The following is a 25,716-nucleotide window of genomic DNA, read 5'->3' as shown; positions in this document are numbered from 1 at the left end:
TACTATCCCCCACCTATGTCTTTTGCTGATTGAAATAGGTGAGAAAAAGAACTCGGAACCTTTGCCGTCGCAACACCGTGCAAAGGTTCCGAGTTCTATTTTCCTGTTACCCCTGAGACTGGGCGCTTTCCGCTTGCTCACGATCGAGAGCACTTGTCGCGTGCTGTGGAATCGCAAGCATGGCAGTGAGCGCCAAGAAGGCAATGAACGCCAGGTAGTAGGCGGGTGCCAGGGACGAACCCGTGTATTGGATCAGTGCCGTGGCAATTGTCGGAGCGGTTCCACCAAGAAGAGCATTCGCCGTATTGAAGGACAATGCGAATCCGGTGTAGCGAACCTCGGTCGGGAAAGACTCGGCGAGGAAGGTCGCCAAGGTACCGTCGTTGATCGTCAGCATGATTGCAAATGCAATTTCACACAGAAGGACGACCCAGACGTTACGAGTTCCCATGAGCATGAAGATCGGAACTGTCAGGACGATGAAGGCAACCGATGCAATCAGCAGCATCTTTCGCCGTCCGTGCGTATCTGACAGGTGACCCATCACCATGATCGAGCCGATGTAGACAATCAGCGGTGCAGTCGACAGTGCCGTAGCCAAATCTGACGAGAAGCCAAGTTCCTGCTCAACATAGGTCGGCATGTAGCTCAGCAACAGGTAGAAGGCGACTGCATTCAGCGATGCCACGCCGAAGGAGACACAAATCGTACGGGTGTGGTCCCTGAGGACCTTCGACATTGGTACGCTCTGCTTTTGTCCTCCGCTGATCGCTTCCTTCATCGCAATGTAGGTTGGCGAGTCTTCCAGGTGGAGTCGGATGTAGCGGCCGATCATCCCGAGGGGACCTGCAAGGAGGAATGGGATCCTCCATCCCCACGATTCGATCTGTGCATCCGACAGGAAGTGGAAGAGGCAGGCGGTCAAGAACGATGCGGCCAGCAAACCAACTGCAGTCGATGCGGGAACCAGCGCAGTATACATACCGCGTTTCTTCGGCGGTGCATATTCTGCAAGGAATGTTCCCGCTCCAGCGTATTCACCCGAGGCCGAGAAGCCCTGGATCATACGGAGGACGAGAAGGCAGATGGCTGAAGCTAGACCGATTGTCTTATGTCCTGGCAGGAACGCAATTAGGAATGTCGAACCCGACATGATGAGGATCGACCAGGAAAGGGCCGATCGACGACCATATTTGTCACCCCAAATTCCCCAGATGAGACCACCAACGGGACGCAGGATGAAGGACATTGCGAAGATGGCGAATGCTGAAATCAGCTGGACGTTCTTATCCTCGGAAGGGATAAAGACCGTACCGATGACAGCTGCCAGGTAGCCGTACGAGGCGTAGTCAAACCACTCAATAAAGTTACCGATGAACGAGGCGCCAGCAGCGCGCCTGAGAGTCTTGAGTTTCTCCTGTTCTTCGGCGCTCATTTCATGATGGAGGAAGGTGTGGTGTTCGTTGCCACTATCAGACGGTGCTTGACCACTCATCGCGCCTCGACCTCCTGAAGTGCATCCCCCTCCTCTACGGGAGCCGCGGCCTTATCCCTAAACAAGATCGGGCCAATGCCGCCGACAATGATCAGCAGGCCACCGATGGCACCCATGACGGTCATGCTCTCGCCCCAAACGACGACACCGAGGAAAATAGCAACCGGGCATTCCCAGTAGGAGATCGTCGAGATCTTCACAGCGACAAGGTTACGGCCAGCGACAACAAGTGAACCAAGGGCGATCAAACCACAGACGATGAAGAGGATGACAGCCCAGCCCCAGTTAGAAGCGGTGAAGGATGCGACGCCGTGCCAGGGACGCAGAATGATGCTCATGACGAGTGCAGCGCTTGCGGCGCACACGAAGTTCCAGAATCCACGAACGGTGGAGTCCATATCGCGGCGGTAGCCGTAGAAGAACATCGAGAGGCCGTAGAAAACGCCGGAGAGGAAGCCGAAGAGGTCACCAAGAGGCTTCTGCGGGTACTCTGCGCTGGCACCTGAAAGGTCAAGACCGAAGCTCAGGTGTCCGTTCTCCCAGTCGATGATTCCTATGGTCATGAGCATGCCGACGAAGACCATTGCCAGGAATCCGCCCGCCATAAGGCTGATGTGTTCCTTACGGAAGATTCGGGCCAAAATCGCGCAGAACAAAGGACCGGTGTAGATCAAGAAGACTGCGTTTGCAATCGACGTCATCAGAGTCGACGAAATGTAGAAACCGAGAGACAGGCCAATACTCACGCCACCCATGATGACCGAGAAGGAAACCTTAGCCTTCCACAGATCATGGAATTTTCCGGTAATGATCGCGATGAGCAGGAAGCCAAACATCGCGGTGGTCATACGACCAAAGGACAAGAACGAACCGATAACCGCTTTGTCTTCTGGGAGCAGTCCCTTTGTAGCGCCACGCGAGAAGGTACCAACCATTGCCATACCGGTAGCAGCAATGAGGATCATGATGACACCGAGCTTGTCGTTCATTTTGTAGCTAGATTGTGTGGACATCTTCGTCCTTTCTAAAACCTGGAAGTGTTAATGCTTCAGCAGAACCAGGTCCGCGGGCTTAGTGGGAACAACAAGCTCGATTAGCGTTCCCGATTGGGCAACCACGTCCCCGTTACTCCCCGGCTAGTCACGACATTCACCACCGGGGAATTCTTGTGCAGATAGGGGGTAGGCCCCCCCGATACAGAATTGGAGGAATCGGGGGGGCCTAGCCTTTAGATCGTCAGACCAGCGTGGGATCGTCGACCTGGTTGGGGAAGTAATCCTCGCAGCCACCTTCACGGTAAACGTCAGCGGTCGCGCAGTGCAGGCCGCCGCCGAATGCGTAAGCATCACGGAAGGGAACGGGGATGACGTTCATGCCCAGCTTGTCCATCTGCTCCATCTGGTGGACCTCAGAGGCCTCAACACAGACGGTCTTGTGGTCGATGACCAAGCAGTTCATGGACAACCACACCGAGGAGTAGCACAGCGGCGGCGGGGTGGTGTGTGCCGGATCTGCGGCGTCAACGATCTGCCAATCGTTGGCTTCGAAGATCTTGCGCTGCTCTTCGGGCAGACGACGGTGGGGGTTGTTGATGATCAGGCCCGGACGCAGCGGCACGAAGGTCGCGTCGATGTGGATCGGGTAGGGATCACCGGGGAAGTTCACAGCGTGAACGCGGAAATCGGGGTAGTAGCGCTTGAACCACTCCATTGCCTTGCGGTTGGTGGTAAGGCCGTGCTGGATGAACAGATCCTTACCAACGCGCATGACGTCAGCTGCGTCCCACATGGGTTCGAACTCGGTGGTCACGAAGTCCTTGTTAGCGGTACGAACGAGGCGCTCCTCGATGGTGATGCGCTCATCGTAGTAGTTGTGCTTGTAGGACTTGTCGGTCAGACGAGGACGGGGAGCCTGGGTCCAGAGGAACTCGGGGTCCTGCTCGAAGTACTCGTTCATGAGCGGCCAGTAGGCCAGGTACTCGAAGTAGCGGCAGCGGAAGGAGTTTGCTGAGGAGAGGATCTCGTTGCCCATCGTGAGCAGGATGTCACGAGGAGGCATCTGGGTGAAGCCGGACTCGGTGCGGAAGTCGGGAGTCTTGATCTCCTGGTTCCACTGCAGAGGAGTCGGGCGGTCAACCTTGACGCCGAGGCCTTCGAGGATCTTGACGTAGTTGTCGAGCTGCTCGTTAGCTGCTTCAACGGTGGCGGTAGGACGGGGTCCCCACATGCCGCGCATCTCGGAGTCAACCGGAACCTTTTCGGAGGTTGCGGGCTCTTCGGGCGGAATTACGGAGAAGTCTGCACGGCCAACGATAACGTGCTTCAGCGGATCGAAATCATTCCAGGAATTGACGATCTTCGTCATTGTGTTCACTCCCTTGTGAGTGTGTTGTTAATTTATCCCCAAATTTCTTTGAGGGATGGCGGAGAAAACCGCTCTCGAAACAGTTGCCAACCAAAGTTGGCGATCTCCAAGTGGGCGGGTTTTCCCGCCCTTCTTCGGTTCCCCGAAGAAGCTTGGTTCCCTTGGGCACTGTGGCCCTTGGGTCCGCTTCCCCCTCGGGAGGTGTGTGGAGCGTGAGGGGGAAGCGGAAGTGCTATTGAGCCTTATCAGGCGTTGTAGGTTCCGTCGGGCGTCACGATCGTGCCGGCATCACCGGCGATGATCTTCGTGGCATCCTCGAGGCGACCGATTGCAGCGACGCCGCCGGTCAGCTCGACGAAACGGCACACGGCCTCGACCTTCGGGCCCATTGAGCCAGCGGGGAATCCGTATCCACGCATCTCGGCCGGGGTTGCGCGATCAATGCGACGAGCGTTGGGGGTGCCGTAGTCAAGCTGTGCACCATCAACGTCGGTCAGGATGATCAGCATGTCCGCTTCGAGGGAGTCTGCCATGACAGCTGCCGTCAGGTCCTTGTCGATAACAGCCTCGACGCCTTCGAGCTTGCCTTCGCCGTTGCGAACGACCGGAACGCCGCCGCCACCGCCACAGATCACCGTGGCGCCGGCATCAAGGAGGACCTTGATGAGCGGGGTTTCAATCACGCGCTGCGGCTTGGGCGAGCCCACGACGCGGCGGAAGTATTCACCGTCAGCCTTGACAACCCAACCGCGCTCTGCGGCAAGCTTCTCAGCTTCTTCCTTCGAGTAAACCTCGCCAATGAACTTGGTGGGGTTCGCGAAGGCGGGATCGTCGGCCAGAACCAGAGTCTGGTTGATCAAAGCCATGACATTGGCACTGGGGAGAGCATTCTTCACACCCTGCTGGAGCCAGTAGCCGATCATGCCCTGGGTTTCTGCACCCAGCGTATCGAAGGGGTAGGGCTCGGACAGACGAGCATCGGATGCGGATTCCAGTGCCAGGACACCAACCTGCGGGCCATTGCCGTGGGTGATGACCAGTTCGTGGTCCTTTGCGAGCTTAGCGAGCTGCTCTGCTGCCAGGTTGACGTTTTCAATCTGGTTGCGAGCGTCCGGCTTTTCACCGCGCTTGAGGAGGGCGTTACCGCCCAGTGCAACTACGATGCGCATGTTACTTTTCTTCTCCGAGGGTGGCGACCATGACGGCCTTGATGGTGTGCATGCGGTTCTCAGCCTGATCGAAGACGATCGAAGCGGGAGACTCGAACACGTCGTTGGTCACTTCCAGGCCGTTGCCCATACCGGTCTTCTCGAAGATGTCCTGGCCAACGGTGGTGTTGATGTCGTGGAAGGAAGGCAGGCAGTGCAGGAACTTGACGTCCGGGTTTCCGGTTGCTGCCATGAGCTCAGCGTTAACCTGGAAGGGACGGAGCAGAGCGATGCGCTCATCCCACTTTTCCTTGCTTTCACCCATCGACAACCAGATGTCGGTGTAGATGAAGTCTGCGCCCTTGACGCCCTCTTCGATGTTGTCGGTGACGAGGACCTTGCCACCGGACTTTGCTGCGAGTTCTTCAGCAGCTGCAACGACCTCGGGAGCGTTGAAGAGTTCCTTGGGGGCAACCATGCGGACATCCATGCCGATCATGGCGCAGGAGATGAGGATCGAGTTGCCGACGTTGTTGCGGGCGTCGCCCACGTAAGCGATGCTGATTTCGTTCGGCTTCTTGCCGGAGGCCTCGAGCATGGTCAGCTGGTCAGCGAGCATCTGGGTGGGGTGCCAGTCGTCGGTCAGACCGTTCCACACCGGAACACCGGACAGAGCAGCAAGCTCGTCAACGTGTGCCTGCTTGGAGCCACGGAACTCAATGCCGTCGTAGAAGCGGCCGAGAACGCGAGCGGTGTCGGCGACGGATTCCTTGTGGCCCATCTGGGAGCCGGAGGGATCCAGGTAGGTGACGTGTGCGCCCTGGTCGTATGCCGCAACCTCGAAGGAGCAGCGGGTACGGGTCGAGGTCTTCTCGAAGATCAGCGCGATGTTCTTGTCGACGAGGTACTTAACCTCGCGGCCGGCCTTCTTTGCGGCCTTCAGTTCGGCCGCCAGATCGAGAAGGTAGAGCCACTCTTCAACGGTGAAGTCGGTTTCCTTCAAGAAGTGACGTCCGTGCAGGGGGAACTCCATTGTTGTTTCCTTTCAGAGAGTTTTGTTGTTTCTTCCGCGTGGAGGGCAGGCCGCTCAGACCGCTTCACGCACGACCGGGCACGACATGCAGCGCGGGCCGCCACGGCCTCGGCCAAGCTCGTCGCCTGGGACAGTGATCACTGTGATGCCGTTTTCGGTCAAGAAGTCGTTGGTGGTGATGTTGCGCTCGTAGGCGTAGACAACGCCGGGGGCGCCCGCGAGGACGTTGGAGCCGTCGTTCCACTGTTCGCGTTCTGCTGCGAGGGCATCCATCGGAGGAGTCAGGATCTTAATATCATCCAAGCCGAGGGCCTGTGCGATGACCTTGTGCATGTCCTGAGGATCGTGTGCTGCGACCTTGATGCCGCCTTCACCGTCGGAGGTCAGAGTCATGGATTCAACCATTCCCATGCCAGCGTACTTGGTGAAGACTCCGAAGTCAGCCTGGGTCATGACGGTATCGAGGTGCATCTGTGCACGTTCCTTGGCCATATCCAAGGCGATAACCTGCTTGACCTCGCTGTTGCCGAAGAGACGACGAGCCATTCGCTCAACACCGGCAGGGGTGGTGCGTTCGCTCATGCCGACCAGCACAGCGCCATTTCCGATAACCAGGACGTCTCCGCCTTCAACGGTTGCCGGGCCTGCCTCGTTGCCGTTGCACCACTTCTTGATTGAGGGGTCCTGGAAACGCGGGAGGTAGTTATAGATCGCTTCGTAGTTAATGGTCTCGCGGCGACGTGCTTCCTTGCGCATCGAGTTGATTGCAACGCCATCGTAAACCCAGCAGGAGGTGTCGCGAGTGAAGAGGTGGTTCGGCAGAGGGGCGACAACGAAAGAGGTCGGACCCATAGCGTCGTAGATCACGGAAGAAATGGGGCCGAGGTTGAGTTCGGCGAATTCTTCCTTGGTCAGGCCTGCAACCATGAGTTCTGCAAGCTGAGCTCCCGTAAGGGATTCGCCGTAGGCGCGCATCGCTTCGGCAATCGCAACGCCGTGGCTCTCTTCGGTGAATACAGAGGTCAGAACATGCTGGCGAGCCGCAGGAATATCCATTGCTTCGGCCAGTAGATCCTGGAAGTAGAGGACCTCTGTTCCCTGAGTGCGCAGGGAGTTCGCGAAGTCGTCGTGCTCTGCTTGAGCGTGCTCAAGCCAAAGCATGTCATCGAAAAGGAGATGTTCCATATTCGATGGGGTCAGGCGCAGCATTTCGCGTCCGGGGCGATGAATGATCACCTGGCGGAGGCGCCCGATCTCGGAAGTAACACTTGGTTGCATTTCTTGTGGTCCTCTTCTGCTTCTTCGCATCATGAGTTAGATCACCTGGAGATGGAACAAGCGTACCACTTCGTTCCAGAAAAATCACTTGTCCAAAGCTGTGAAAATGCTTAGCCTGCATAAATATGCGGACAAAAGTCCCTTATTCCTGCGAAATGTATCGACCGGACTAGGCTAGGCAAATTTGTCCGATAAGTAAACAAAAGAATATATTCCTGAAATATTCGTCACATGTGACACAGAACACACTGAAAGCCTGGGGGACAACCCAGGCTTTCAGTGTGAAGAGATCAACGAGGCGAATCTTCAGCCTTTCACGTAGCGCTCTGCGGCCTCGACAACATTCATCAGAAGGAGCGCGCGCGTCATCGGCCCCACTCCCCCAGGATTAGGTGACAGCCAAGCAGCAACGCGATCAACTCCATCAGCCACATCTCCCATCAAACGCGCTTTCCCAGTATCTGGGCTCACCACGCGGGAGACCCCGACATCAAGAACAACCGCGCCAGGTCGCACCATCTCAGCAGTAACAAGCCCCGCATAGCCTGTGGCTGCGACAACAACATCCGCAGCTCGAGTATGCATCGCCAAATCACAGGTTCCCGTATGACAGATAGTCACCGTTGCATTGACATCCTTGCGTGTGAGCAAAAGCCCGATTGATCGCCCAACCGTAACGCCTCGCCCGACGACGCATACATCCGCGCCGTTAAGATCGATCCCATTGCGCTCGATCAGCTCGATGACAGCGCGCGGCGTACACGGTAGAGGCGAGGTAATAGCTTCGCTCCCCCGCAGCACGAGTCGCCCAAGATTTGTCGGGTGGAGACCATCGGCGTCCTTATCCGGATCAATCGCCTCGAGAATTCGATTCGTATCAACGCCGCGAGGAAGTGGCAGCTGAACGATGAAACCCGTGCAAGCGGGATCAGCGTTCAGCTTTTCGACTGCCGCAAGGATTTCCTCCTGCGAAGCCTCGGCAGGCAAATCGACGCGAATCGATTCAATACCCACTTCCGCGCAGTCACGATGCTTACCGGCGACGTAAGCGACCGAACCGGGATCTTCCCCTACTAAGACGGTACCAAGGCCAGGGACTACTCCCCGTTCCCGCAAGGCCTGAACTCGGCCTCGAAGCTCATCTTTGATCTGAGCCGCGCACGCCGTGCCGTCCAGAACGCGTGCGTCACCTTCCCACGGAGCTCTCATTGGTTGAGCCCCGCGTACAGGGGGTGAGCATCGGTGAGAGCGCGCACGCGCGCACGCAATCCATCGACATCAACACTCCCGCTTGTGCCCTGAATGAGAGCAGTCGCAATAATGTCGCCAACTTCTTCGAAATCAGCAATGCTGAAACCGCGCGTTGCCAGCGCGGGAGTTCCAATGCGCAGCCCCGAGGTCACCCTTGGGGGACGCGGGTCGAAAGGCACCGCATTGCGATTAACCGTGATACCAACCTCGTGGAGCAGGTCTTCGGCCTGCTGGCCATCCAATGAGGAGTTCACCAGATCCACCAAGACGAGGTGCACATCGGTACCACCCGTGACAAGGCGAATTCCCGCTGCCTGTGCATCGGGCGCCAAGAGACGCTGAGCAATTGCCTGCGCACCATCAAGGGTTCGCTGCTGACGATCCTTGAATTCCTCTGTCTGAGCGACCTTCATGGAAATCGCCTTCGCAGCGACGACATGCATCAGCGGACCACCCTGCTGACCGGGGAAGACCGCACTGTCAAGCTTCTTACCCCACTGTTCACCGCGCGAGGACAGAATCATTCCCGAACGAGGCCCGCCCAAAGTCTTGTGGACGGTCGTGGTGACGATATCGGCATGAGGAACCGGGGAGGGATGCAAGCCTGCAGCAACCAAGCCTGCGAAGTGCGCCATATCGACCCACAGCGCCGCACCGACCTCGTCCGCAATTTCGCGGAACGCAGCAAAGTCAAGGTGACGAGGGTAGGCCGACCATCCCGCGATCAGCACGCGGGGACGCTCACGAAGCGCGGCCTCGCGAACCTGCTCAGGCTCGATGCGCATGGTTTGCGGATCAACCTCGTAACCAACAGCGTGGTAGTTCTTACCCGAGAAGTTGATGCGCATGCCGTGAGTGAGGTGGCCGCCGTGGGCAAGGGAGAGACCGAGGAGAGTATCACCGACGTTCGCCATTGCCATGAGAGCCGCCGCGTTCGCCTGCGCACCCGAGTGAGGCTGGACGTTGACGTAGTCCGCGCCGGTAAAGACTTCCTTCGCGCGCGAAATCGCAAGAGACTCCGCAACATCGACGAACTCGCATCCACCGTAGTAGCGACGACCGGGGTAGCCCTCGGCGTACTTGTTGGTCAGGACAGATCCCTGCGCTTCAAGAACCGCACGCGGAACAAAGTTTTCCGAGGCGATCATTTCGAGCGTGTTCTGCTGGCGTTCCAGTTCCTGATCCAGAACCGCTTGAATTTCAGGGTCGAGTTGGCGCAGTGGCAAATCGTTGAGCGTATCCATCTTCAGTCCTTCTGCGAGTCCGGGGGCCACGCGTGCCCGGCGAATTTGGATCAACCTTACCCCACAGCGCCAATTTGGCAAGATCGCGCCCAAAAATGACATGCATAGTGCGTACTGAGCGCTTTGAGAGCCACAAGCGCGAGGCCTCCTCGGGAACAAAGGCCTACCTAACTTTCGTGAATTGTGATAACCTTTATCAAAGTTCGGTCATGCGAACTTTGATAAAGATATAAGTAAACATCACCCCAATGAAGAGGAACTTCAATGTCCGTCGCTTACTCGCGTTCATTCCTTGCCGCCACAGCAGCCTGCCTACTGGGTGCGACTTCGATCGCCGCGTGCTCAACTGCATCTTCACAGTCGGGCTCCACCTCACTCTCCCTCGTCGCAAGCACCACCCAGATCTGCGACTATGTCACCCAAATTGCGCAGCAGCCCTCGGCTCAAAACTCCATATCACTCGATAAAACTGATGCCTCGGGAACGCAATCCCATATTGGGGCCCCCGCCGAGCAAGCCAGCGCAAAAGTGCAGCTCACCTGCCTGCTTGCCCCCAACGCCTCGGCACACGAGCACGAAATGACTCCCCAGCAACTGCAAGCACTTGCGTCGGCGAAAGTCCTGCTCGTCTCGGGCGTCGACCTCGAGCATTTCCTGGATCAGGCCGTGAGCGCCTCCGGGTTCAAAGGAACGATGGGAGTGACCTCAGGAGTCCTCACTGCCGCCGACCTCAAGGATCCCCAGGGCCAGGAACAGCGCGACAAGCAACTCCCCTATTCCGTTTCCCGTGGCACGCACACTGTCGAGGCCGCACCTTGGCCTTTCCCACCGGAAGAAGGAGAGAGCGAGCCGGAGTTCGCCTACGATCCTCACGTCTGGACCTCTCCAGCGAACGCAGCCCTGCAGGTTCGCAACATCGGTGAATTCCTCTCAGCGGCGGACCCCGATCACGCCGAGGCATACAGTGCGGCAACCGAAGAATACGCAAAGCGTATCGATTCCCTCGATGCGTGGGCGAAGGCCAGCTTTGACAGCGTTCCCGCTGATAAGCGCGTCCTCTTTAGCTCCCACGATGCCTTCGGATACTTGTCGAAACGCTACGACATTCGTTTTATCGGTGCTGCACTGTCTGATTTCAACGAACAGCAGGATGCAACCGCTGAGCACATCGCACAGGCAACCGAGGAAGTGAAGAAATCCGGAGCGAGCGCGATTTTCGCTGAGAACTCCAATAACTCAAAGTCGATTGAAACGATTGCGCGCGCCGCTGGAGTCAAGGCCATCATCGGCGACGACGCACTCTACGGGGATTCACTTGGCCCCGTGGGAAGCGAAGGAGAAACCTACATCGGCTCGATCATCCATAACGTCACAACCATGACACGGGCATGGGACGGAACGCTTGCTCCCCTGCCCGAGCAACTCACGCGTTAGGCGAGCATGATGAACGCAGACGCTCCTATGTTTTCGGAGCCTGACGAGGGCCGCGATGCTGGCGCCACTGTCTTCTCAGCCAAAAATGCCAGCATCGGCTATTCCCAGACACCGGTCCTGACGGGAATCACCCTCTCGCTCAGCCCCGGACATGCCCTCGCTTTGATCGGTCCAAATGGATCGGGAAAGACAACGCTCATGCGAGCGCTCTTGGGAAGCGCCCAACTCATCTCCGGAGAACTGAGCTGCCCGCTGGATTTCCTCGGCTACGTCCCACAAAACAGCGACATCGACCTGAGTTTCCCAATCAACCTTCGTCAGGTCGTCGAAATGGGAATGTACCCCAAGACAAAGCCTCTGCGTCCACTCAGCCGTGAACAGAAAGAAGAGGTCAGCGCAGCATTAGAACAGATTGGCTTAGCCGATCGCGCCCGCGAGCGCTTTGGGACCCTTTCCGGCGGCCAACGCCAGCGTGTTCTGGTCGCGCGCGCCCTGGTCGCCAAGCCTCGCATGGTATTGCTTGACGAACCTTTCAACGGTTTGGATGAGCCCAACCGCGAAGCTCTTCTCTCGCTCATCAACCAAGCAAAAGCACAGGGAACCGCGTTCATGATTTCAACCCATGACTATCGGGTCGCAACCGAAGTGTGCGATGAGAGCCTCATCGTGGCTGGACGCCAAGTTGCCTACGGGCCGACCTCTCAAGTTTTCCGTCCGGAAATCATCAATGAAGCTTTCGGCGGGATTAACAATGTTTAACGCGATCGTAAGCGCTCCGCCCCTGTGGCAGTCTCCCTTTTTCCTCCGTCCTCTGTTCTTCCTTGTTCTCTTCGGGATTGCATCGGGCGCGGTTGGAACCCTGGTCAATCTACGCAACTGGCAATTCGGCGCCGAGGCCTCGGTCCACTCGATCTTCCCCGGGATCGTCGTCGGCGCGGTTTTCGGCGGTATCGATTGGATCCCCGCGGGCGGAGGAATTTGCGCAGTGTTCGTTGCCGCCGCATTGACCTGGGCGATGCGGCACCGCGCGCACGAGGCCGCTGCGGCAGTTGTCCTGACCTCCTTCTTCGCGCTCGGCGTCATCATTTCGCTGAAAAAAGGCGATATGTCAGGACAAATGGAGGCCTTGATGTTTGGCCGCCTTCTGGAGGTTACTCCCCAGCGCATGGCAATTTCCCTCGTGTTTTGCCTTTTCGCCTGCGTTCTAGTCCTTCTTTCGTGGCGCGCTCAGCTCATGTGTGCCTTTGACAGGGCGGGAGCTGGCGCCGCGCGAGTACCCACGACGCTGTGCGATGTCTGCCTCAACGCCGCGATGTGCGCAGTCGTCGTCGCGGGGGCCTCGGCAATTGGTGTTCTTTTGGTCGTGGGGTACCTCATTGTCCCCGCACTCGCCGCCCGCCTTCTTTCCTCATCGCCGAGGCAGATGCTGGCCTATTCGGTACTTCTTTCCTGCGCGGGTGGTGCGCTGGGAATGGTGACTCTTCTTCTTCCCTTTTCCCGTCCTATTTCACCCCAAGCCTCGGTTGCTCTGACCCAGGTGGCTCTGTGCGCACTCATCGTCGGAATTAACAGCGCGCGAAAGCGAGTGACGACATGTTAGCGATCCTTATCCTTCCTCTGTGCGAACTTGGGCTACTGGGGATTCTCTCTGGAATCGTTGGAACGATGACTGTCTTGCGCGGCCGCGTGTTCTTTGCTGAATCAATCACGCACGGAGCCTTTCCCGGCGCGGTGATCGGTGTTGTAGGCGCATCGGTTTTTACCAGGGATCACAGCATTCTTGCGCTGTGTGTATTCTTGGGCGCACTGGGGTTGTGCTTGCCTCTTTCCGCGTTAATGAGCGCTCTGGCACGAATCCCCGGAGTCTCAGGCGGGGCCGCTGCCGGGGTCGTCTTGACCTTCAGTTTTGCCTTGGGCTATTTCCTCTCGAAATGGTTTGCCCCCTTGCCCTTGCAGATTTCGAGCTTCCTCACTGGGTCAATCATGACTGTTACTCCAATGGATATTGCATTGGCCGCTACAGCAACGCTTGGCGCACTTGCTCTTCTTGCGCTACGAGGACGCCACATTCTCCTCTTGTCTTTCGATGAACAGGGATACCGAGCAGCATTTCGTTCTTCCCCCAACGCCTGCGCACTCACCGACGCGCTTATCTCCGCTCTTATCACGGTTTGTGTCATTGTCATGATTCCCGCGGTGGGAACATTGCTCCCTTTGGCCTTACTGATTGCACCGAGCGCCGGTTTGATGCGATTCATTTCCCGCCCCGGAGTCTTAATGGCAGCATCGGCATGCGTGGCCCTTGCAGTGTGCGCCTTCGGTTTTGGGTTTTCTCTTCTGACTGAGCTGTCCTCGGGTGGGTGCATTGCCTTAGCTTCCGGACTTTTCTTCTGCGGGTGCGCGGCTTGGGAGGCACTTGCCTCGAGGCCGAAAGCCGGCTCAACCCCAGCGGCGGCGCGTTATGCACCAGAGAAATGAGGCATGAAAGCAGCGCGTGAGCAGACAAAAGGGGCGCCGCATTGCGGCGCCCCTCAAGCAGTTAGACCAAGAAAGTCAGGCGAACCGACTCTTGATCAAACCGTAAGTTTCGGCGAGATCACTTAATGAAGCCGAGCTCCTTGACGGTGTTGTACTCGTCCTGGAGAGCAGCAATGTTGTGATCGATGCCAGCGCGAGTTGCCTCAGAAACCTCCAGGCCCTCGACAACCTGCCACTCGCCACCATCAGAGGTGACGGGCAAGCCGAAGCACAGGCCGGCGGGAACACCGTAGTGCTCTCCATCAGTCATGATGGCGGCAGTGGTGAACTCACCCGCGGGGGTTCCCAGAACCCAATCGCGCATGTGGTCGATTGCAGCGTTTGCTGCGGAAGCGGCCGAGGATGCGCCACGAGCTTCGATGATGGCCGCACCACGCTTGGCAACGGTCGGACGGAAGTAATCCGAGAGCCAGGCCTCGTCAACAAGACCGGACGCAGCCTGTCCACCAACGGTCGCGTAGGAGACATCGGGGTACTGGTCAGCAGAGTGGTTACCCCAAACAACCAGGTTCTTCACGTCGGCCACAGCAGCACCGGTCTTGTGTGCCAGCTGCGACACTGCGCGGTTGTGATCCAGACGCATCATGGCGGTGAAGCGCGATGCGGGAACGTCGCCTGCTGCGTGAGCAGCGATGGTGGCGTTGGTGTTGGCCGGGTTGCCAACGACCAGGACGCGCACGTCTTCAGCTGCACCATCGTTGATGGCCTTGCCCTGAGGACCGAAGATACCGGCGTTTGCCTCGAGCAGATCGGCGCGCTCCATGCCTGCACGGCGAGGCATTGCGCCCACGAGGAAGGCAGCGTTAGTTCCCTGGAATGCTGCAGTGGCGTCATCGAAGATATCGACACCGGCGAGCAGCGGGAATGCGCAGTCATCCAGCTCCATTGCGGTGCCTTCAGCAGCCTTCACGCCCTGGGGGATCTCAAGCAGGTTGAGCTTAACGGGGGTATCGGGTCCGAAGACAGCTCCCGAGGCGATGCGGAAAAGAAGGGCGTAACCGATGTTTCCGGCTGCACCGGTGACGGTGACAATACGAGGTTCTGCCATGATTGGGCACTCCTTCAGTTATTTCGTGCGACGCACAGCGCCGCGACGATCTGATGATCGTTACCCCTTAAGCCTATTGCCTCTCCCCTGATCTTCGCGGTGTCAGCAGTCCCAAGTGGGACTCGAATACCCCATTTTTGCTTGTGATGTCCATCACGAGCGCGGGTCTTTTAAGTCCCGCTGAAGTGCAAGCGACCGGGACTACCATGTTTGGGTGAGTGAAAAGAAGGACTCTCCTCAAGCCGGACGCATGACACGCATCGGACGCGTCTGCGCAGCCCACCGATCGCTACTCGCCGTTGTCGCAGCGATTGTGGGAGCAATCGTTGGTGCCGCAGCCGTCCTTTTTAACACCATGATTGGCGCATGGACCTGGGTAACGACAGGCTACTGGGACTACACGCAGCACATTGGCAGCTCTCATGGCCACCTCCCCATCCCAGCGTGGATCTTCCTTCTCTTCGCCCCAGTGATCTCGGCGCTGATCTACGGGCCTCTCATCTCCCGCTTCGCACCTTCTGCGAAGGGACACGGGATCCCCGAAGTCATGCTCGCGGTCCAGCAAAAGGGCGGTTATATCCCTTCCAAAGTCGCGGTCGTCAAACTTATTTCTTCTGCTCTCACCATCGGCGGCGGGGGTTCAGCGGGGCGCGAAGGCCCAATCGTTCAAGTTGGCGCATCATTAGGCTCTTCATTCGCCGCTTCGCTCCGTCTACCCAAAGAGCGCGTGATCATGCTGGCTGCCTGCGGGAGCGCTGCGGGAATCGCGGCGACTTTCCATGCTCCCCTTGCCGGCGCTTTCTTCGCTCTTGAAGTGATCTTGACGCGTTTCACTGCCGAGGCCTTTGGCTACGTCGTCGTTTCTTCCGTCCTCTCTTCCTTGGTTGCACGCGCAGCAAGTGGAGATCATCCCCTCATCGATTTGGGCGAAACCTTCCCCCTGCAGTCCCTCCCCGATATCGGATGGGTGGCAATCCTCGGAATTATTGCGGGCCTCGTTGGCCTTGCCTTCTCGAAGTTCCTCTACCTCAGCGAAGACTGGATCGATGCCTTCTGGGCTCGAATTCCACTTCCCAATTGGTCTCGACCAGCGGTTTTGAGCATTGCCCTTGGCGGAGCTCTCATCTGTTTCCCATACATGTACGGCTCGGGCTATCCAATCGAAATTTCAGCGATCTTTGGCTCTTACTCGATTCCCTTCCTCGCTCTTTTGCTCCTCGGTCGGATCCTCTACACCTCCTACACCATCGGCATTGGCGGATCGGGCGGAGTCTTTGCCCCAACCTTGTTCATGGGTGCAATGACTGGAATGATTTTTGGGCAGCTTGTCGATCCCTGGGCTGCCTCACAAAGCGCGATCTTCGGCGTCATTGGAATGGGAGCTGCCTTTGCCGGTGCCGCACGCGCCCCCATGACAGCGGTCCTCATCATCGTTGAAATGACCGGACAATACTCCCTGATCATGCCCATGATGTTGGCCGTCATCATCGCAACCTTTGTTTCCCGTTTCTTCACTCGCTCGACGATTTACACAGAAAAACTTCGCCGCCGAGGCGATGTCCTCCACGAACCCGTCGACGACACCTTGCTCGGACGCCGAAGTGCTCGCCAGCTCATGACCGCGCCCAGCCGCATTCTGACCGAGGACATGACATTGATGCAGGCACAGGAGTATTTCCAGTCAAGTCCTGTCCCCTGCCTTCCTGTAATCGCAGCGAAGGACCGTTACCAAGAACTGCCTCGATATCTCGGAATGCTCACCTTGAGCGAACTCGCTTCCTATCTTTCTCGAGGTCTTCCCCCACATACTCAGATCAGTTCTCTTGCTTTGGATGAGTCCTCCTCGATCCCCCAGTCAGCTCGCCCATCTCAAGTCCTTGCTCGCCTGAGTGCTCCTGACAATCCCTGGGCACTCGCGGTCATCGACGAGGATTCCCCCACACCCCACTTCCTGGGATGGGTGACCCAGCAGGGCCTCGTGAAGGAAATTGCCGCGCAGCAGGGGCGCGCGATTGCCGCCGGACACCTCTCGTCTTGGGGATCTCGCTGGCAAGATCGCCACCCTCGCGCCTCTCGACACGTAAACTAAAACCATGTCCGACGAAGATCCTGAGCTGCTGGCCTTGCCCGCTGACGAAACCTCCGTTTCCATTTCCTCCCCCGAGTCCGGAGAATCGCTTGAAATTGACGGCGAAACTCAGGCACTTGAGTGGCACGCACCCATTTTGGTGCGAATCGACGAAAACACAACAATCCCCCATCTTCTTGCACGCCGCGTCCAGCGTTCGGCGCGCCGCCCTTTGATTGCCCGCAAACTCGAAATGGGCGATACCTGGCAGAACATGACCGCCGCGGAGTTCTACGAAGACGTTCAGGCAACGGCAGCGGGATTAATCGGGCTAGGCCTCGAACAAGGCGATGCGCTCGCGATCATGTCGCGCACCCGCTACGAATGGACGCTTCTGGATTACGCCTCGTGGTGCGCGGGGCTCCTTCCAGTGCCGATCTACGAAACTTCCTCAGGCGAGCAGATTGAATACATCATTCAAGACGCAAACGTCCGGGCAGTGATCACCGAAACCGTGACTCAACGCGAGCTCGCAGAATCAGCGTGCCGCCGCCTCGGACGCAGCGACATCACACTGCTTTCCCTTGATGCCGAGGCGATGCAAACCATCCGTGATGCGGGCGTGACGATCCCGCGCACAATGGTTGCCCAGCGCACTCAAGCACTGACGACCGATGATCTGGCGACAATCGTCTACACATCGGGAACAACCGGACGCCCCAAGGGCACAGAAATCACGCATGGGAATTTCACCGAGCTCGCGCTCAACGCCCACGCGTGGATGCCTGAGGTCGCGATGGGCAAAGACTCACGTCTCTTGCTTTTCCTCCCCCTTGCCCACGTATTCGCGCGCTTCCTCCAGGTTTTCCAGCTCAGCGGCGAAGGGATTTTGGGACACACTCCCGACACAAAGAATCTCCTTCCTGATCTTGCGACTTTCAGACCCTCATACCTCCTGGTGGTTCCTCGAGTTCTTGAGAAGATCTACAACTCAGCCGACGCGAAGGCCGGCCGTGGCGGTAAACAGAAGATCTTCCGATGGGCAGCCAATGTGGCGGTTCAGTATTCTCAGGCACTTGAAACCCCTGAAGGCCCCTCAAGGCGTTTGAAGATGCAGCACGCTGCAGCATCGCACTTGGTTTACTCGAAGATCATTCAGTTGGTTGGCGGAAACGCGCGCTTCATCATTTCAGGTGGTGCGCCCCTTTCGACCAGGCTGGCACATTTCTACACGGGACTTGGACTCCCCGTTCTCGAAGGTTATGGCTTGACCGAAACGGTTGGCCCGCTTTCGGTTAACACTCCCCGGCTGTCCAAGATTGGAACCGTTGGTCCACCTCTTCCCCCTCTCTCGGTGAGGATCTCCGACGAAGGTGAAATTCTCATTCAAGGCCCCTCGGTTTTCCGCGGTTATCACAACAATCCCGAGGCCACTGCCACCTCCTTCACTGAAGACGGCTGGTTCAAGACCGGAGACTTGGGTTCTCTGGACCGCGACGGATACGTCCGCATTACTGGTCGCGCAAAGGACATTATTGTCACCGCGGGCGGAAAGAATGTTGCGCCCGCTTCCTTGGAAGACCCCTTGCGTGGCCATCCCCTGATCTCGCAGGTCGTCGTCGTTGGCGATAAGCGTCCCTTCATCTCCGCGCTGATCACTTTGGATGCAGAGATGCTGCAACTGTGGCTGAAGAACCACGGTCTACCGCCGATGTCGATTGGTGAGGCCGCGACTAATATCGAGGTCCTCTCAGCTTTGGAGCGTGCGGTCGATCGCGCAAATGAGCATGTTTCGCGCGCAGAATCGATCCGAAAGATTCGCGTGTTAACCACCGACTTCACGGAAGCCAATGGTTTGTTAACGCCTTCACTCAAGGTCAAGCGAAAGGCTGTGCTTGAGCGCTACGCCGACGTTATCGATGACATCTACGGAGGTCCCGTTCAAAACGGCTAAGCAAGACTATTTGCCAAGAAAACCCGGTACATCGCTCACCACGACGATGCACCGGGTTTTCTTTTATTGCGAGGCCAATGCAGCAGTTGGCGGCGTATGTGCCGCCCGCAGGGCCGGGTAGAGCCCTGCAATTGCTCCAATGACCAAGGGAGCCCCGAGGCCAGCGGCGATGACGTACCACGCGATAGTGACGGGCCATCCGTATGCGAGACACATTCCCCATGTGACCGCCGCGCCAATAACACATCCCACGCATCCGCCAAGGAAGGAGAGGAGCAGAGCCTCAGCAAGGAATTGCATGCAGATATGTCCCCGTTTGGCTCCCAGGGAACGCCTCAGTCCGATCTCACGGCGACGTTCAAGGACGGAGATGATCATCGTATTTGCGACTCCGATCCCGCCGACCAACAGGGCGATAGAGCCAACGCCTGCCAGAAGGGTTGTCAGAGTCTGATCAGCCGCGTTCTTTGCAGCCAGTGCATCCGATGGACGTGAAACTTTCAGACCGGTTGCTCCCTGAGGAGCCAGGGTTGGACCAATGAGTTCTCGAACGTTTTCGACCTCAGAATCCAAAGATCGTTCATAAATCGTCGTTGGTGCTTGTCCTGCCCCGAAAAGCTGAGAAGCTACCGGGATTCCGATGAGAGCTGCGTTATCGAGTTCTTCGGCAAGAGGTGAGGGCTCAAGGATGCCGAGCACGGTGAAGGAGGTATTCCCCAGCCATACTTGGGTTCCCGGAGTGGTAATCCCCAAAAGATCCGCAGCTTTCGATCCCAATACGACACCCGGATACCGTGATGTCGCCTCGTTCAGCCAGGTTCCACGCGCAACTTTCGCCGAAACAACATCCAGCAGATTCGTTGGCGCAGCCATCGTCAAAATGCCACCCGTTGCATTTGGATCAATCAAACGCGAGCGGTACACCGAAACTCCTGACAAAGTGGACGTCGAGGAAGCATCGGTTACTCCCGGGATCATCCGCATGCGTCCCACTGAGTCTTCGGGAAGGATCAGGTTTGCACCGGAAAGATCAGCACCTGAGCGAGCCGTGAGCATGTTGGTTCCCAGCGCTTGGAGCTGTTCATGAAGACGTGCCTGGGACGAGGCCGACACACCGACGACGCCGACCATGGCGGCGATACCAATCGCGATCCCCAAGGCCGAAAGGATTGCGCGCATCGGCCTCGCGCGAAGGCCACTTACCCCCAAGCGCGCGACGTCACTGCCGCGCAGGCACGAGGCGTGGGTAATTGTGTCCCTATCAAGGCTCATTGGCTCACCTCGCCTGCAGAGTCAGAAACCACTTTCCCATCACGAATCATGACTTGGCGCGGAAGCGAGGCCGCGAGATCGTTGTCGTGCGTGATGACGATGATCGTCGTGCCCGAATCATTGAGTTCGCGTAACAGGGATACGATCGCTTCTCCTGAGCGCGAGTCGAGGTTACCAGTGGGTTCGTCAGCGAGGAGCAGCGCCGGCGAACCGACCAACGCACGAGCAATAGCCACGCGTTGGCGTTCACCGCCGGACATTTGGTGCGGACGGTGCTCGATTCGGTGTCCGAGCCCGACCTTTTCAAGAGCTTCTCGCGCTTTCTCGCGCCGTTTCGCGCGCGGGACACCCCGGTAGAGCAGTCCGTCGGCGACATTGTCCAAGGCAGTAACTCCCGGCGAGAGGTGGAATTGCTGGAAGACAAAGCCGATAAGGGATGCACGCACCCCGGACAGTTCTGCGTCACCTAGAGCACTGACGTCCATTCCTTCAATGATGACCGCCCCCGAATCTGGGCGATCCAGAGTGCCAATCAGGTTGAGGAGAGTTGACTTCCCTGATCCAGATGGACCGACGATGGCGACGAATTCTCCTTGTTCAACACTCAAACTCACTCCATCGCAGGCAGTGACGGGCGGAGAACCGTAGCTGCGACGAACCTCGCGAAGTTCAAGTAGTGGGCTCATCGGTTCGGCACCGCCACAAGTTGTCCCTCGTGGAGTTCATCGGAGGAGATCTCCACCCTGTCTCCAGCAAAGAGGCCGGTTTGCACCGGAACTCGCGTGACTTTCCCATCTTCACCAAGGAGCTCCACACCGAATTGGTCGGGAGTGATCGCCACGAGGGCCCCCAGAGGCACTGAAAGAACATTCGTTTTCGTCTGGGAGGTAATACCCAGCGAAACAGATGCCTCTTGAAGTTTCTCTGTTGCGGCAGCGTCATCAGGGGTGACGGTGATGGGGATGATGCGATCCTTGGTTGCCTGTGAGTCGCTTGCGCCTTCAGCACCTGCTTTTTCCTTGGGAGGCTCGACGGACGAGATCGTGCCCTTCGTTGTTTGCGCACCGGGGAGCCGGATGGTCACCTTGGTACCGACGACTCCCAAAGATTGGTCGGAAAGCTTAAGGTTTGCGGAAATGATCTGGCGCGACGACGAGGCGGAGAAGAGATCGCCCCCTTGGGAAACAGCGTCGCCAACTCGGGCTTTGAGACTACCGATACGCAAGTCTTCGGGAGCAAAGAGCACACGTCCAAGCGGAAGCGTACCGTCTTGGCTCAGCCCCCGTTCTTTTTGCCATTTGTTGATGGCAGCCTGGGTTCGCCAGTCGAAGTGAGCATCCGCTTGCCCATCAAAATAGCCAAGTTGAGACAGTGCCTCTTCGAGTTGGTGGATGTCTTCTCCATTGCTCATCCCCGCTTCGAAGCTGCGCCATGCGGGAGTGGAGCCGTGGAGAAGATAGCTGCTTTCGCCGCCCACCGTGTAGATCTTCTCTCCCTGTTTCAGGGTAGAACCGGGAGTTGGAAGAGCTGTGATGACACCATCGAAGCTCGATTTCTGAGTGTAGGAGTCGGCGTAGTGCAAGGTTCCTTGGACGGTTGTCTCACCGACAAGGTCTCCGCGAGTAATCTCTGCGCTTGCACCGCTAAATTCCTTGGCGTCATTTGATTCTGCGCTGTTGCTTGAGCACGCTGCAAGAGAGCAGACGATCATCCCCATCGATGCAGCCAGCGCACCTATACGACGGTATGTGCTGCGTTCACGAGTGGTCACTTGTTGCCTCCGACGCTTCCGAAGCATTTATTGACTGCTTCAGAGGGGACATTCCGAACGTCGACAACGCCATTTTGTCCCGGATCAGGAACGTCATAGCCCAGGTCGCGCAGGCATTGAGTCCCCTTTGTTAAAAGCTCACGTGCGTGCGGATCGTTTGTCAGGTCGTTCTCTTCTCCAACGAGTGAGGAAACCTCTTCCATACACGCGTTGACAGCGGAATTGAAGGCGTCGGTAGCATTGGCAAATTGGTCGGGAGTCAGACCCGTATCGGGCACGTCGAAGCCCTTGTTTCGCATGCACTGTCCGAAGGCGATGTTGGGGTCTTTTGATCCCTTGGCCTGGGCTGCGCTCTTCGAAGTGGTGGCTTTTGACCGTGCCGATGCTGACGATGAGGATGACGTTCCCTGCGAGCAAGCGCTAAGCGCAAAGACCAGCGTGAGTGCGCCGACTACGAGGGTGCGTGACGAGCGATTCTTCATCGAATCTCCTGGGAGAGTTTATAACAATTCGATATCTTTTGATAACGACTTGATAACATTCTATACCCAGAAGTTATCGATAATCAATCCCATTAATGTGATTCAGGCACACCTTCCGCCTGATCATAGGCGGCCTTAATATCCTCGTGGTGACGAATCACTTCGCGCACCATGAAGTTCAAGAATTTCTCAGCAAAATCAGGATCCAAACCAGACTCTGTAGCTAGTGAGCGAAGACGCGCAATCTGCACGCTCTCGCGAGCAGGATCCGCAGGGGGAAGCTCATGGACAGCCTTGATGAGCCCAACCTTTTGAGTGCAGCGAAAACGCTCGGCAAGGATGTGAATCAGGGCAGCATCAATGTTGTCGATTGTTTTGCGCGCTTCGATCAGTTCTTGAGGCAAAGACGTGTCCGACATGACTCCCCCTAGGCGCTCTGAACGCTTGCAGGATCGACCTCGTACAACTCGGCGCTCCCTTGCCCAAGCACAGCCTCACGAGTGACAACGACACGGGAGACGTCATCACGCGAGGGAAGGTCAAACATCAAATCTGACAAAGTTGCTTCCATAACGGAAGAAAGGCCTCGTGCCCCTGTCTTACGCTTGTTCGCCAGCTCCGCAATGGCAAGCAAGGCCTCGTGAGTGAACTCCAAGGTAATGCCATCAAGCTCAAAGAGGTGCTGGTACTGAGCAACCAAGCAATTCGTGGGCTCGGTCAGCACTCGAACCAGATCTTCCTCAGAAAGTTCCTTAGTCGAGGTCAGCACGGGAAGACGACCAATAAATTCCGGAATCATACCGAATTTGTGAAGGTCTTCAGCGGTAACGGACTCGTAGAGGTCGCCCATCTCAGCGGAAGACTTCAATTCCGAACCGAAACCGGTGGAACGCTGACCAAGACGAGCCTTGACGATTTCTTCAATTCCCGCGAATGCGCCGGCAGCAATGAAGAGAATTCCCGAGGTATCGATCTCAAGGAACTGCTGATGCGGGTGCTTGCGGCCACCCTGCGGAGGCACCGAGGCCACCGTTCCTTCGATAATCTTCAGAAGAGCCTGCTGCACGCCTTCACCTGAAACATCACGAGTAATCGACGCGTTTTCACCCTTGCGGCCAATCTTGTCAATTTCGTCAACGTAGATGATTCCGCGCTCGGCCTTCTTGATATCTCCGCCGGCTTCTTGGATCAAGCGGAGCAAGATGTTCTCAACGTCTTCACCCACGTAGCCGGCCTCGGTCAATGCTGTCGCATCCACGATCGCGAAAGGAACATCCAAAAGTCGAGCCAAGCAGCGCGCCAAGTGCGTTTTACCGGTTCCCGTGGGCCCTAAAAGCAAGATATTCGACTTGGTGCCGTACATATCTTCTTCGTTGCCAGCTTCGCGCGAACGCACGCGCTTGTAGTGGTTGTAGACGGCGACAGAAAGCGCACGCTTGGCGCGGTCCTGGCCGATCACCCAAGAATCGAGGAATTCGAAGATTTCACGAGGCTTTGGGAGAGGAAGACCCGAGGGCGCGCTCTGCGGTTCAGTGTCTTCGGCAATGATTTCGTTGCACAGGTCGACACACTCGTTGCAAATGTAAACGCCGGATCCCCCAATGAGCTTGCGGACCTGCTTCTGGCTCTTTCCGCAGAAAGAGCACTTGAGGGCCTCAGCTCCGTCGGTCAATCGACTCACGTATGCCTCCTGAAAAACTTCACCCAAATCGGGTCTTTTACTGAAATCTAGCCTAATTCACCCGGTGGTATACAGCGAATTGACGCGCGGGATGCACAATGTAAGACCGGTCATTCAATAGGAACGGGAGAGAGCGCCAAAACGCTCTCCCCCGCACTTCCTTAACAGCGACTCGCGTCGCATAGCTGTTAACTAGTTTTGAGCCTTACGTGAAGCCAAAACCTGGTCAATCAGACCGTATTCTTCAGCCTGAGCGGCGGTGAGGATCTTATCGCGCTCGATATCGCGACGAACCTCTTCGACCGGCTTGCCTGAGTGAGCAGCAAGGGTCTCCTCGAGCCACAGACGCATGCGGTCGATCTCGTCGGCGATGATCTGGATATCCGAGGCCTGGCCTTGCATTCCCTCCATTGCAGGCTGGTGAATGAGGACTCGAGCGTTGGGCAGTGCCAAACGCTTTCCGGGAGAGCCCGCGGCCAGCAGAACGGCGGCAGCTGAAGCAGCCTGGCCCAAGCACACGGTCTGAACCTGGGGCTTGATGTACTGCATGGTGTCGTAGATCGCCGTCATTGCGGTAAAGGAACCACCGGGCGAGTTGATGTACATGGTGATCAGCGAATCCGGATCCTGTGACTCAAGGACGAGGAGCTGAGCCATGATGTCATCGGCACTTGCATCGTCAACTTGCACGCCCAAGAAGACAATGCGGTCTTCAAAGAGCTTTGCGTAAGGATCTTGACGCTTGAAACCATAGGCGGTGCGCTCTTCGAAGTTCGGAAGAACGTAGCGCGCCTGAGGCATTTGACGGGCAACTGCGTCGAAATAGGGCTGAGTGCTCATCAGTTTTCTCCTCCACGGTTGCCAATTTCCTGCGGGCTATCAATCACACGGTCCACGAAGCCATATTCCAGAGCCTCTTGAGCGGTGAACCAGTGATCGCGATCGCCATCCGCCTCAACCTGCTCGACAGACTTACCGGTACGCGATGCGGTGATCTGTGCCAGCTCCTTCTTCATGCCCAAGATCAAATCCGCATTAATGCGAATATCCGTTGCGCTACCTCCGGCGCCACCTAGGGGCTGGTGCAACAGAACGCGGGTGTGAGGAGTGATGTAACGCTTTCCGGGAGCGCCAGCGGTGAGCAGGAATTGACCCATCGATGCGGCAAGCCCCATACCGACGGTCACAACATCGGGCTTGACGTACTGCATGGTGTCATAGATGGCCATGCCCGCGGTGACCGATCCACCCGGAGAGTTGATGTACAGGTAGATATCACGATCGGGGTCTTCAGCAGCCAGCAAGAGGAGCTGTGCGCAGATCGCATTTGCGTTGTCATCTCGCACTTCGCCGCCAAGCCAAATGATGCGCTCTTTGAGCAGGCGCTGGTAGACCGAATCTCCCAGTCCCATGGGCGTTTCATTTCCGCCCGAGGCTTGAATAGCCATTCACGCTCTCCTTCAATTTCAGGGTCCGGTTCCCGTTATGGAACCTCACTGAATCCAAACTTATCGGTTCTGACACCAGTTGGCGCTCTAAAAAAGCGCTTTTCGCTCACGGCGCATGGAAAGATCGCGGCAATCTCGCGCAGATATGACGTGTGGGCCGAACCCCTCAGGTTTCGGCCCACACCAAGTCATGAGCTTTACACAGCG

General features: G+C 57.3%; 23 protein-coding genes. 6 read left to right on the top strand and 17 right to left on the bottom strand.

Annotated features, from left to right (window positions below):
• Positions 1–106 precede the first annotated feature (106 nt).
• The 8 genes from BQ8011_RS04785 to glyA all read right to left on the bottom strand — a co-directional run bounded on the left by BQ8011_RS04785 (position 107) and on the right by glyA (position 9,813).
• Positions 107–1,495: an MFS transporter gene (locus BQ8011_RS04785; RefSeq protein ID WP_072455299.1), complete on the bottom strand. Its 1,389-nt coding sequence runs from the start codon at positions 1,493–1,495 to the stop codon at positions 107–109.
• A complete protein-coding gene (locus BQ8011_RS04780) occupies positions 1,492–2,508 on the bottom strand; it encodes a DMT family transporter (protein ID WP_231945264.1) in 1,017 nt (338 codons plus the stop codon). Before BQ8011_RS04780 ends, BQ8011_RS04785 begins: the two co-directional genes overlap by 4 nt.
• A gap of 223 nt (positions 2,509–2,731) precedes the next feature.
• A complete protein-coding gene (locus tag BQ8011_RS04775; protein ID WP_072455296.1) occupies positions 2,732–3,859 on the bottom strand; it encodes a serine/threonine protein kinase in 1,128 nt (375 codons plus the stop codon).
• Positions 3,860–4,104: 245 nt separating this feature from the next.
• On the bottom strand, positions 4,105–5,028 hold the full coding sequence (gene arcC, locus BQ8011_RS04770) for a carbamate kinase (protein WP_072455294.1): 924 nt from the start codon (positions 5,026–5,028) through the stop codon (positions 4,105–4,107).
• Between the two features lies 1 nt (position 5,029).
• Entirely contained in the window at positions 5,030–6,040 is a 1,011-nt protein-coding gene (argF, locus tag BQ8011_RS04765) for an ornithine carbamoyltransferase (RefSeq protein WP_072455292.1), read from the bottom strand.
• Positions 6,041–6,094: 54 nt separating this feature from the next.
• Entirely contained in the window at positions 6,095–7,318 is a 1,224-nt protein-coding gene (locus BQ8011_RS04760) for an arginine deiminase (protein WP_072455290.1), read from the bottom strand.
• Positions 7,319–7,624: 306 nt separating this feature from the next.
• Positions 7,625–8,527: a bifunctional methylenetetrahydrofolate dehydrogenase/methenyltetrahydrofolate cyclohydrolase gene (locus tag BQ8011_RS04755; RefSeq protein WP_072455288.1), complete on the bottom strand. Its 903-nt coding sequence runs from the start codon at positions 8,525–8,527 to the stop codon at positions 7,625–7,627.
• Positions 8,524–9,813 (bottom strand): serine hydroxymethyltransferase, encoded by a 1,290-nt coding sequence (glyA, locus tag BQ8011_RS04750; protein ID WP_072455286.1) that lies wholly within the window; start codon positions 9,811–9,813, stop codon positions 8,524–8,526. Before glyA ends, BQ8011_RS04755 begins: the two co-directional genes overlap by 4 nt.
• A 264-nt stretch (positions 9,814–10,077) precedes the next feature.
• Between glyA and BQ8011_RS04745 the strand changes: the two genes are divergently transcribed.
• From BQ8011_RS04745 to BQ8011_RS04730, 4 genes are read left to right on the top strand one after another with little or no spacing between them, the layout of a single operon-like run.
• The gene (locus tag BQ8011_RS04745) at positions 10,078–11,247 is read left to right on the top strand and encodes a metal ABC transporter substrate-binding protein (protein ID WP_072455284.1); all 1,170 of its coding nucleotides are present in this window, start codon (positions 10,078–10,080) and stop codon (positions 11,245–11,247) included.
• A gap of 6 nt (positions 11,248–11,253) precedes the next feature.
• Complete coding sequence (locus BQ8011_RS04740; protein WP_106406402.1) at positions 11,254–12,006, top strand: metal ABC transporter ATP-binding protein; 753 nt, start codon at positions 11,254–11,256, stop codon at positions 12,004–12,006.
• Positions 11,999–12,847: a metal ABC transporter permease gene (locus BQ8011_RS04735; RefSeq protein WP_072455280.1), complete on the top strand. Its 849-nt coding sequence runs from the start codon at positions 11,999–12,001 to the stop codon at positions 12,845–12,847. Before BQ8011_RS04740 ends, BQ8011_RS04735 begins: the two co-directional genes overlap by 8 nt.
• The gene (locus BQ8011_RS04730) at positions 12,841–13,725 is read left to right on the top strand and encodes a metal ABC transporter permease (protein WP_072455278.1); all 885 of its coding nucleotides are present in this window, start codon (positions 12,841–12,843) and stop codon (positions 13,723–13,725) included. The genes BQ8011_RS04735 and BQ8011_RS04730 overlap by 7 nt, the downstream gene beginning before the upstream one ends.
• Before the next feature lie 118 nt (positions 13,726–13,843).
• On the opposite strand, the gene BQ8011_RS04725 is transcribed toward BQ8011_RS04730, so the two are convergent.
• Positions 13,844–14,833: a malate dehydrogenase gene (locus BQ8011_RS04725; RefSeq protein WP_034502699.1), complete on the bottom strand. Its 990-nt coding sequence runs from the start codon at positions 14,831–14,833 to the stop codon at positions 13,844–13,846.
• A gap of 250 nt (positions 14,834–15,083) precedes the next feature.
• On the opposite strand from BQ8011_RS04725, the gene BQ8011_RS04720 reads away from it, so the two are divergent.
• Together BQ8011_RS04720 and BQ8011_RS04715 are read left to right on the top strand one after the other, a co-directional pair.
• Positions 15,084–16,922, top strand: coding sequence for a chloride channel protein (locus BQ8011_RS04720; protein WP_072457647.1), 1,839 nt, complete (start codon positions 15,084–15,086; stop codon positions 16,920–16,922).
• Between the two features lie 4 nt (positions 16,923–16,926).
• Entirely contained in the window at positions 16,927–18,855 is a 1,929-nt protein-coding gene (locus BQ8011_RS04715) for an AMP-dependent synthetase/ligase (protein ID WP_072455276.1), read from the top strand.
• Positions 18,856–18,918: 63 nt separating this feature from the next.
• Here the strand turns inward: BQ8011_RS04715 and BQ8011_RS04710 are convergent, their stop codons facing one another.
• The 8 genes from BQ8011_RS04710 to BQ8011_RS04675 form a co-directional block, all read right to left on the bottom strand.
• A complete protein-coding gene (locus BQ8011_RS04710; protein ID WP_072455274.1) occupies positions 18,919–20,127 on the bottom strand; it encodes an ABC transporter permease in 1,209 nt (402 codons plus the stop codon).
• A complete protein-coding gene (locus tag BQ8011_RS04705; RefSeq protein ID WP_072455272.1) occupies positions 20,124–20,813 on the bottom strand; it encodes an ABC transporter ATP-binding protein in 690 nt (229 codons plus the stop codon). The genes BQ8011_RS04710 and BQ8011_RS04705 overlap by 4 nt, the downstream gene beginning before the upstream one ends.
• On the bottom strand, positions 20,810–21,844 hold the full coding sequence (locus BQ8011_RS04700; RefSeq protein ID WP_407639768.1) for an efflux RND transporter periplasmic adaptor subunit: 1,035 nt from the start codon (positions 21,842–21,844) through the stop codon (positions 20,810–20,812). Before BQ8011_RS04700 ends, BQ8011_RS04705 begins: the two co-directional genes overlap by 4 nt.
• A 50-nt stretch (positions 21,845–21,894) precedes the next feature.
• Positions 21,895–22,380, bottom strand: a complete 486-nt coding sequence (locus BQ8011_RS04695; RefSeq protein ID WP_072455270.1) for a hypothetical protein — start codon at positions 22,378–22,380, stop codon at positions 21,895–21,897.
• 92 nt (positions 22,381–22,472) lie between these two features.
• The gene (locus tag BQ8011_RS04690) at positions 22,473–22,799 is read right to left on the bottom strand and encodes a chorismate mutase (protein ID WP_072455268.1); all 327 of its coding nucleotides are present in this window, start codon (positions 22,797–22,799) and stop codon (positions 22,473–22,475) included.
• Between the two features lie 8 nt (positions 22,800–22,807).
• Positions 22,808–24,061: an ATP-dependent Clp protease ATP-binding subunit ClpX gene (clpX, locus tag BQ8011_RS04685; RefSeq protein ID WP_072455266.1), complete on the bottom strand. Its 1,254-nt coding sequence runs from the start codon at positions 24,059–24,061 to the stop codon at positions 22,808–22,810.
• A 192-nt stretch (positions 24,062–24,253) separates the two neighbouring features.
• Positions 24,254–24,901: an ATP-dependent Clp protease proteolytic subunit gene (locus BQ8011_RS04680; RefSeq protein WP_072455264.1), complete on the bottom strand. Its 648-nt coding sequence runs from the start codon at positions 24,899–24,901 to the stop codon at positions 24,254–24,256.
• On the bottom strand, positions 24,901–25,509 hold the full coding sequence (locus BQ8011_RS04675) for an ATP-dependent Clp protease proteolytic subunit (RefSeq protein WP_034502683.1): 609 nt from the start codon (positions 25,507–25,509) through the stop codon (positions 24,901–24,903). The genes BQ8011_RS04680 and BQ8011_RS04675 overlap by 1 nt, the downstream gene beginning before the upstream one ends.
• Positions 25,510–25,716: the final 207 nt, after the last annotated feature.

Source organism: Actinomyces marseillensis, from assembly GCF_900155605.1.
Lineage (GTDB): Bacteria > Actinomycetota > Actinomycetes > Actinomycetales > Actinomycetaceae > Pauljensenia > Pauljensenia marseillensis.
Note: the sequence above shows the minus strand (reverse complement) of the source record. Positions and strands in the feature narration are given on the sequence as shown.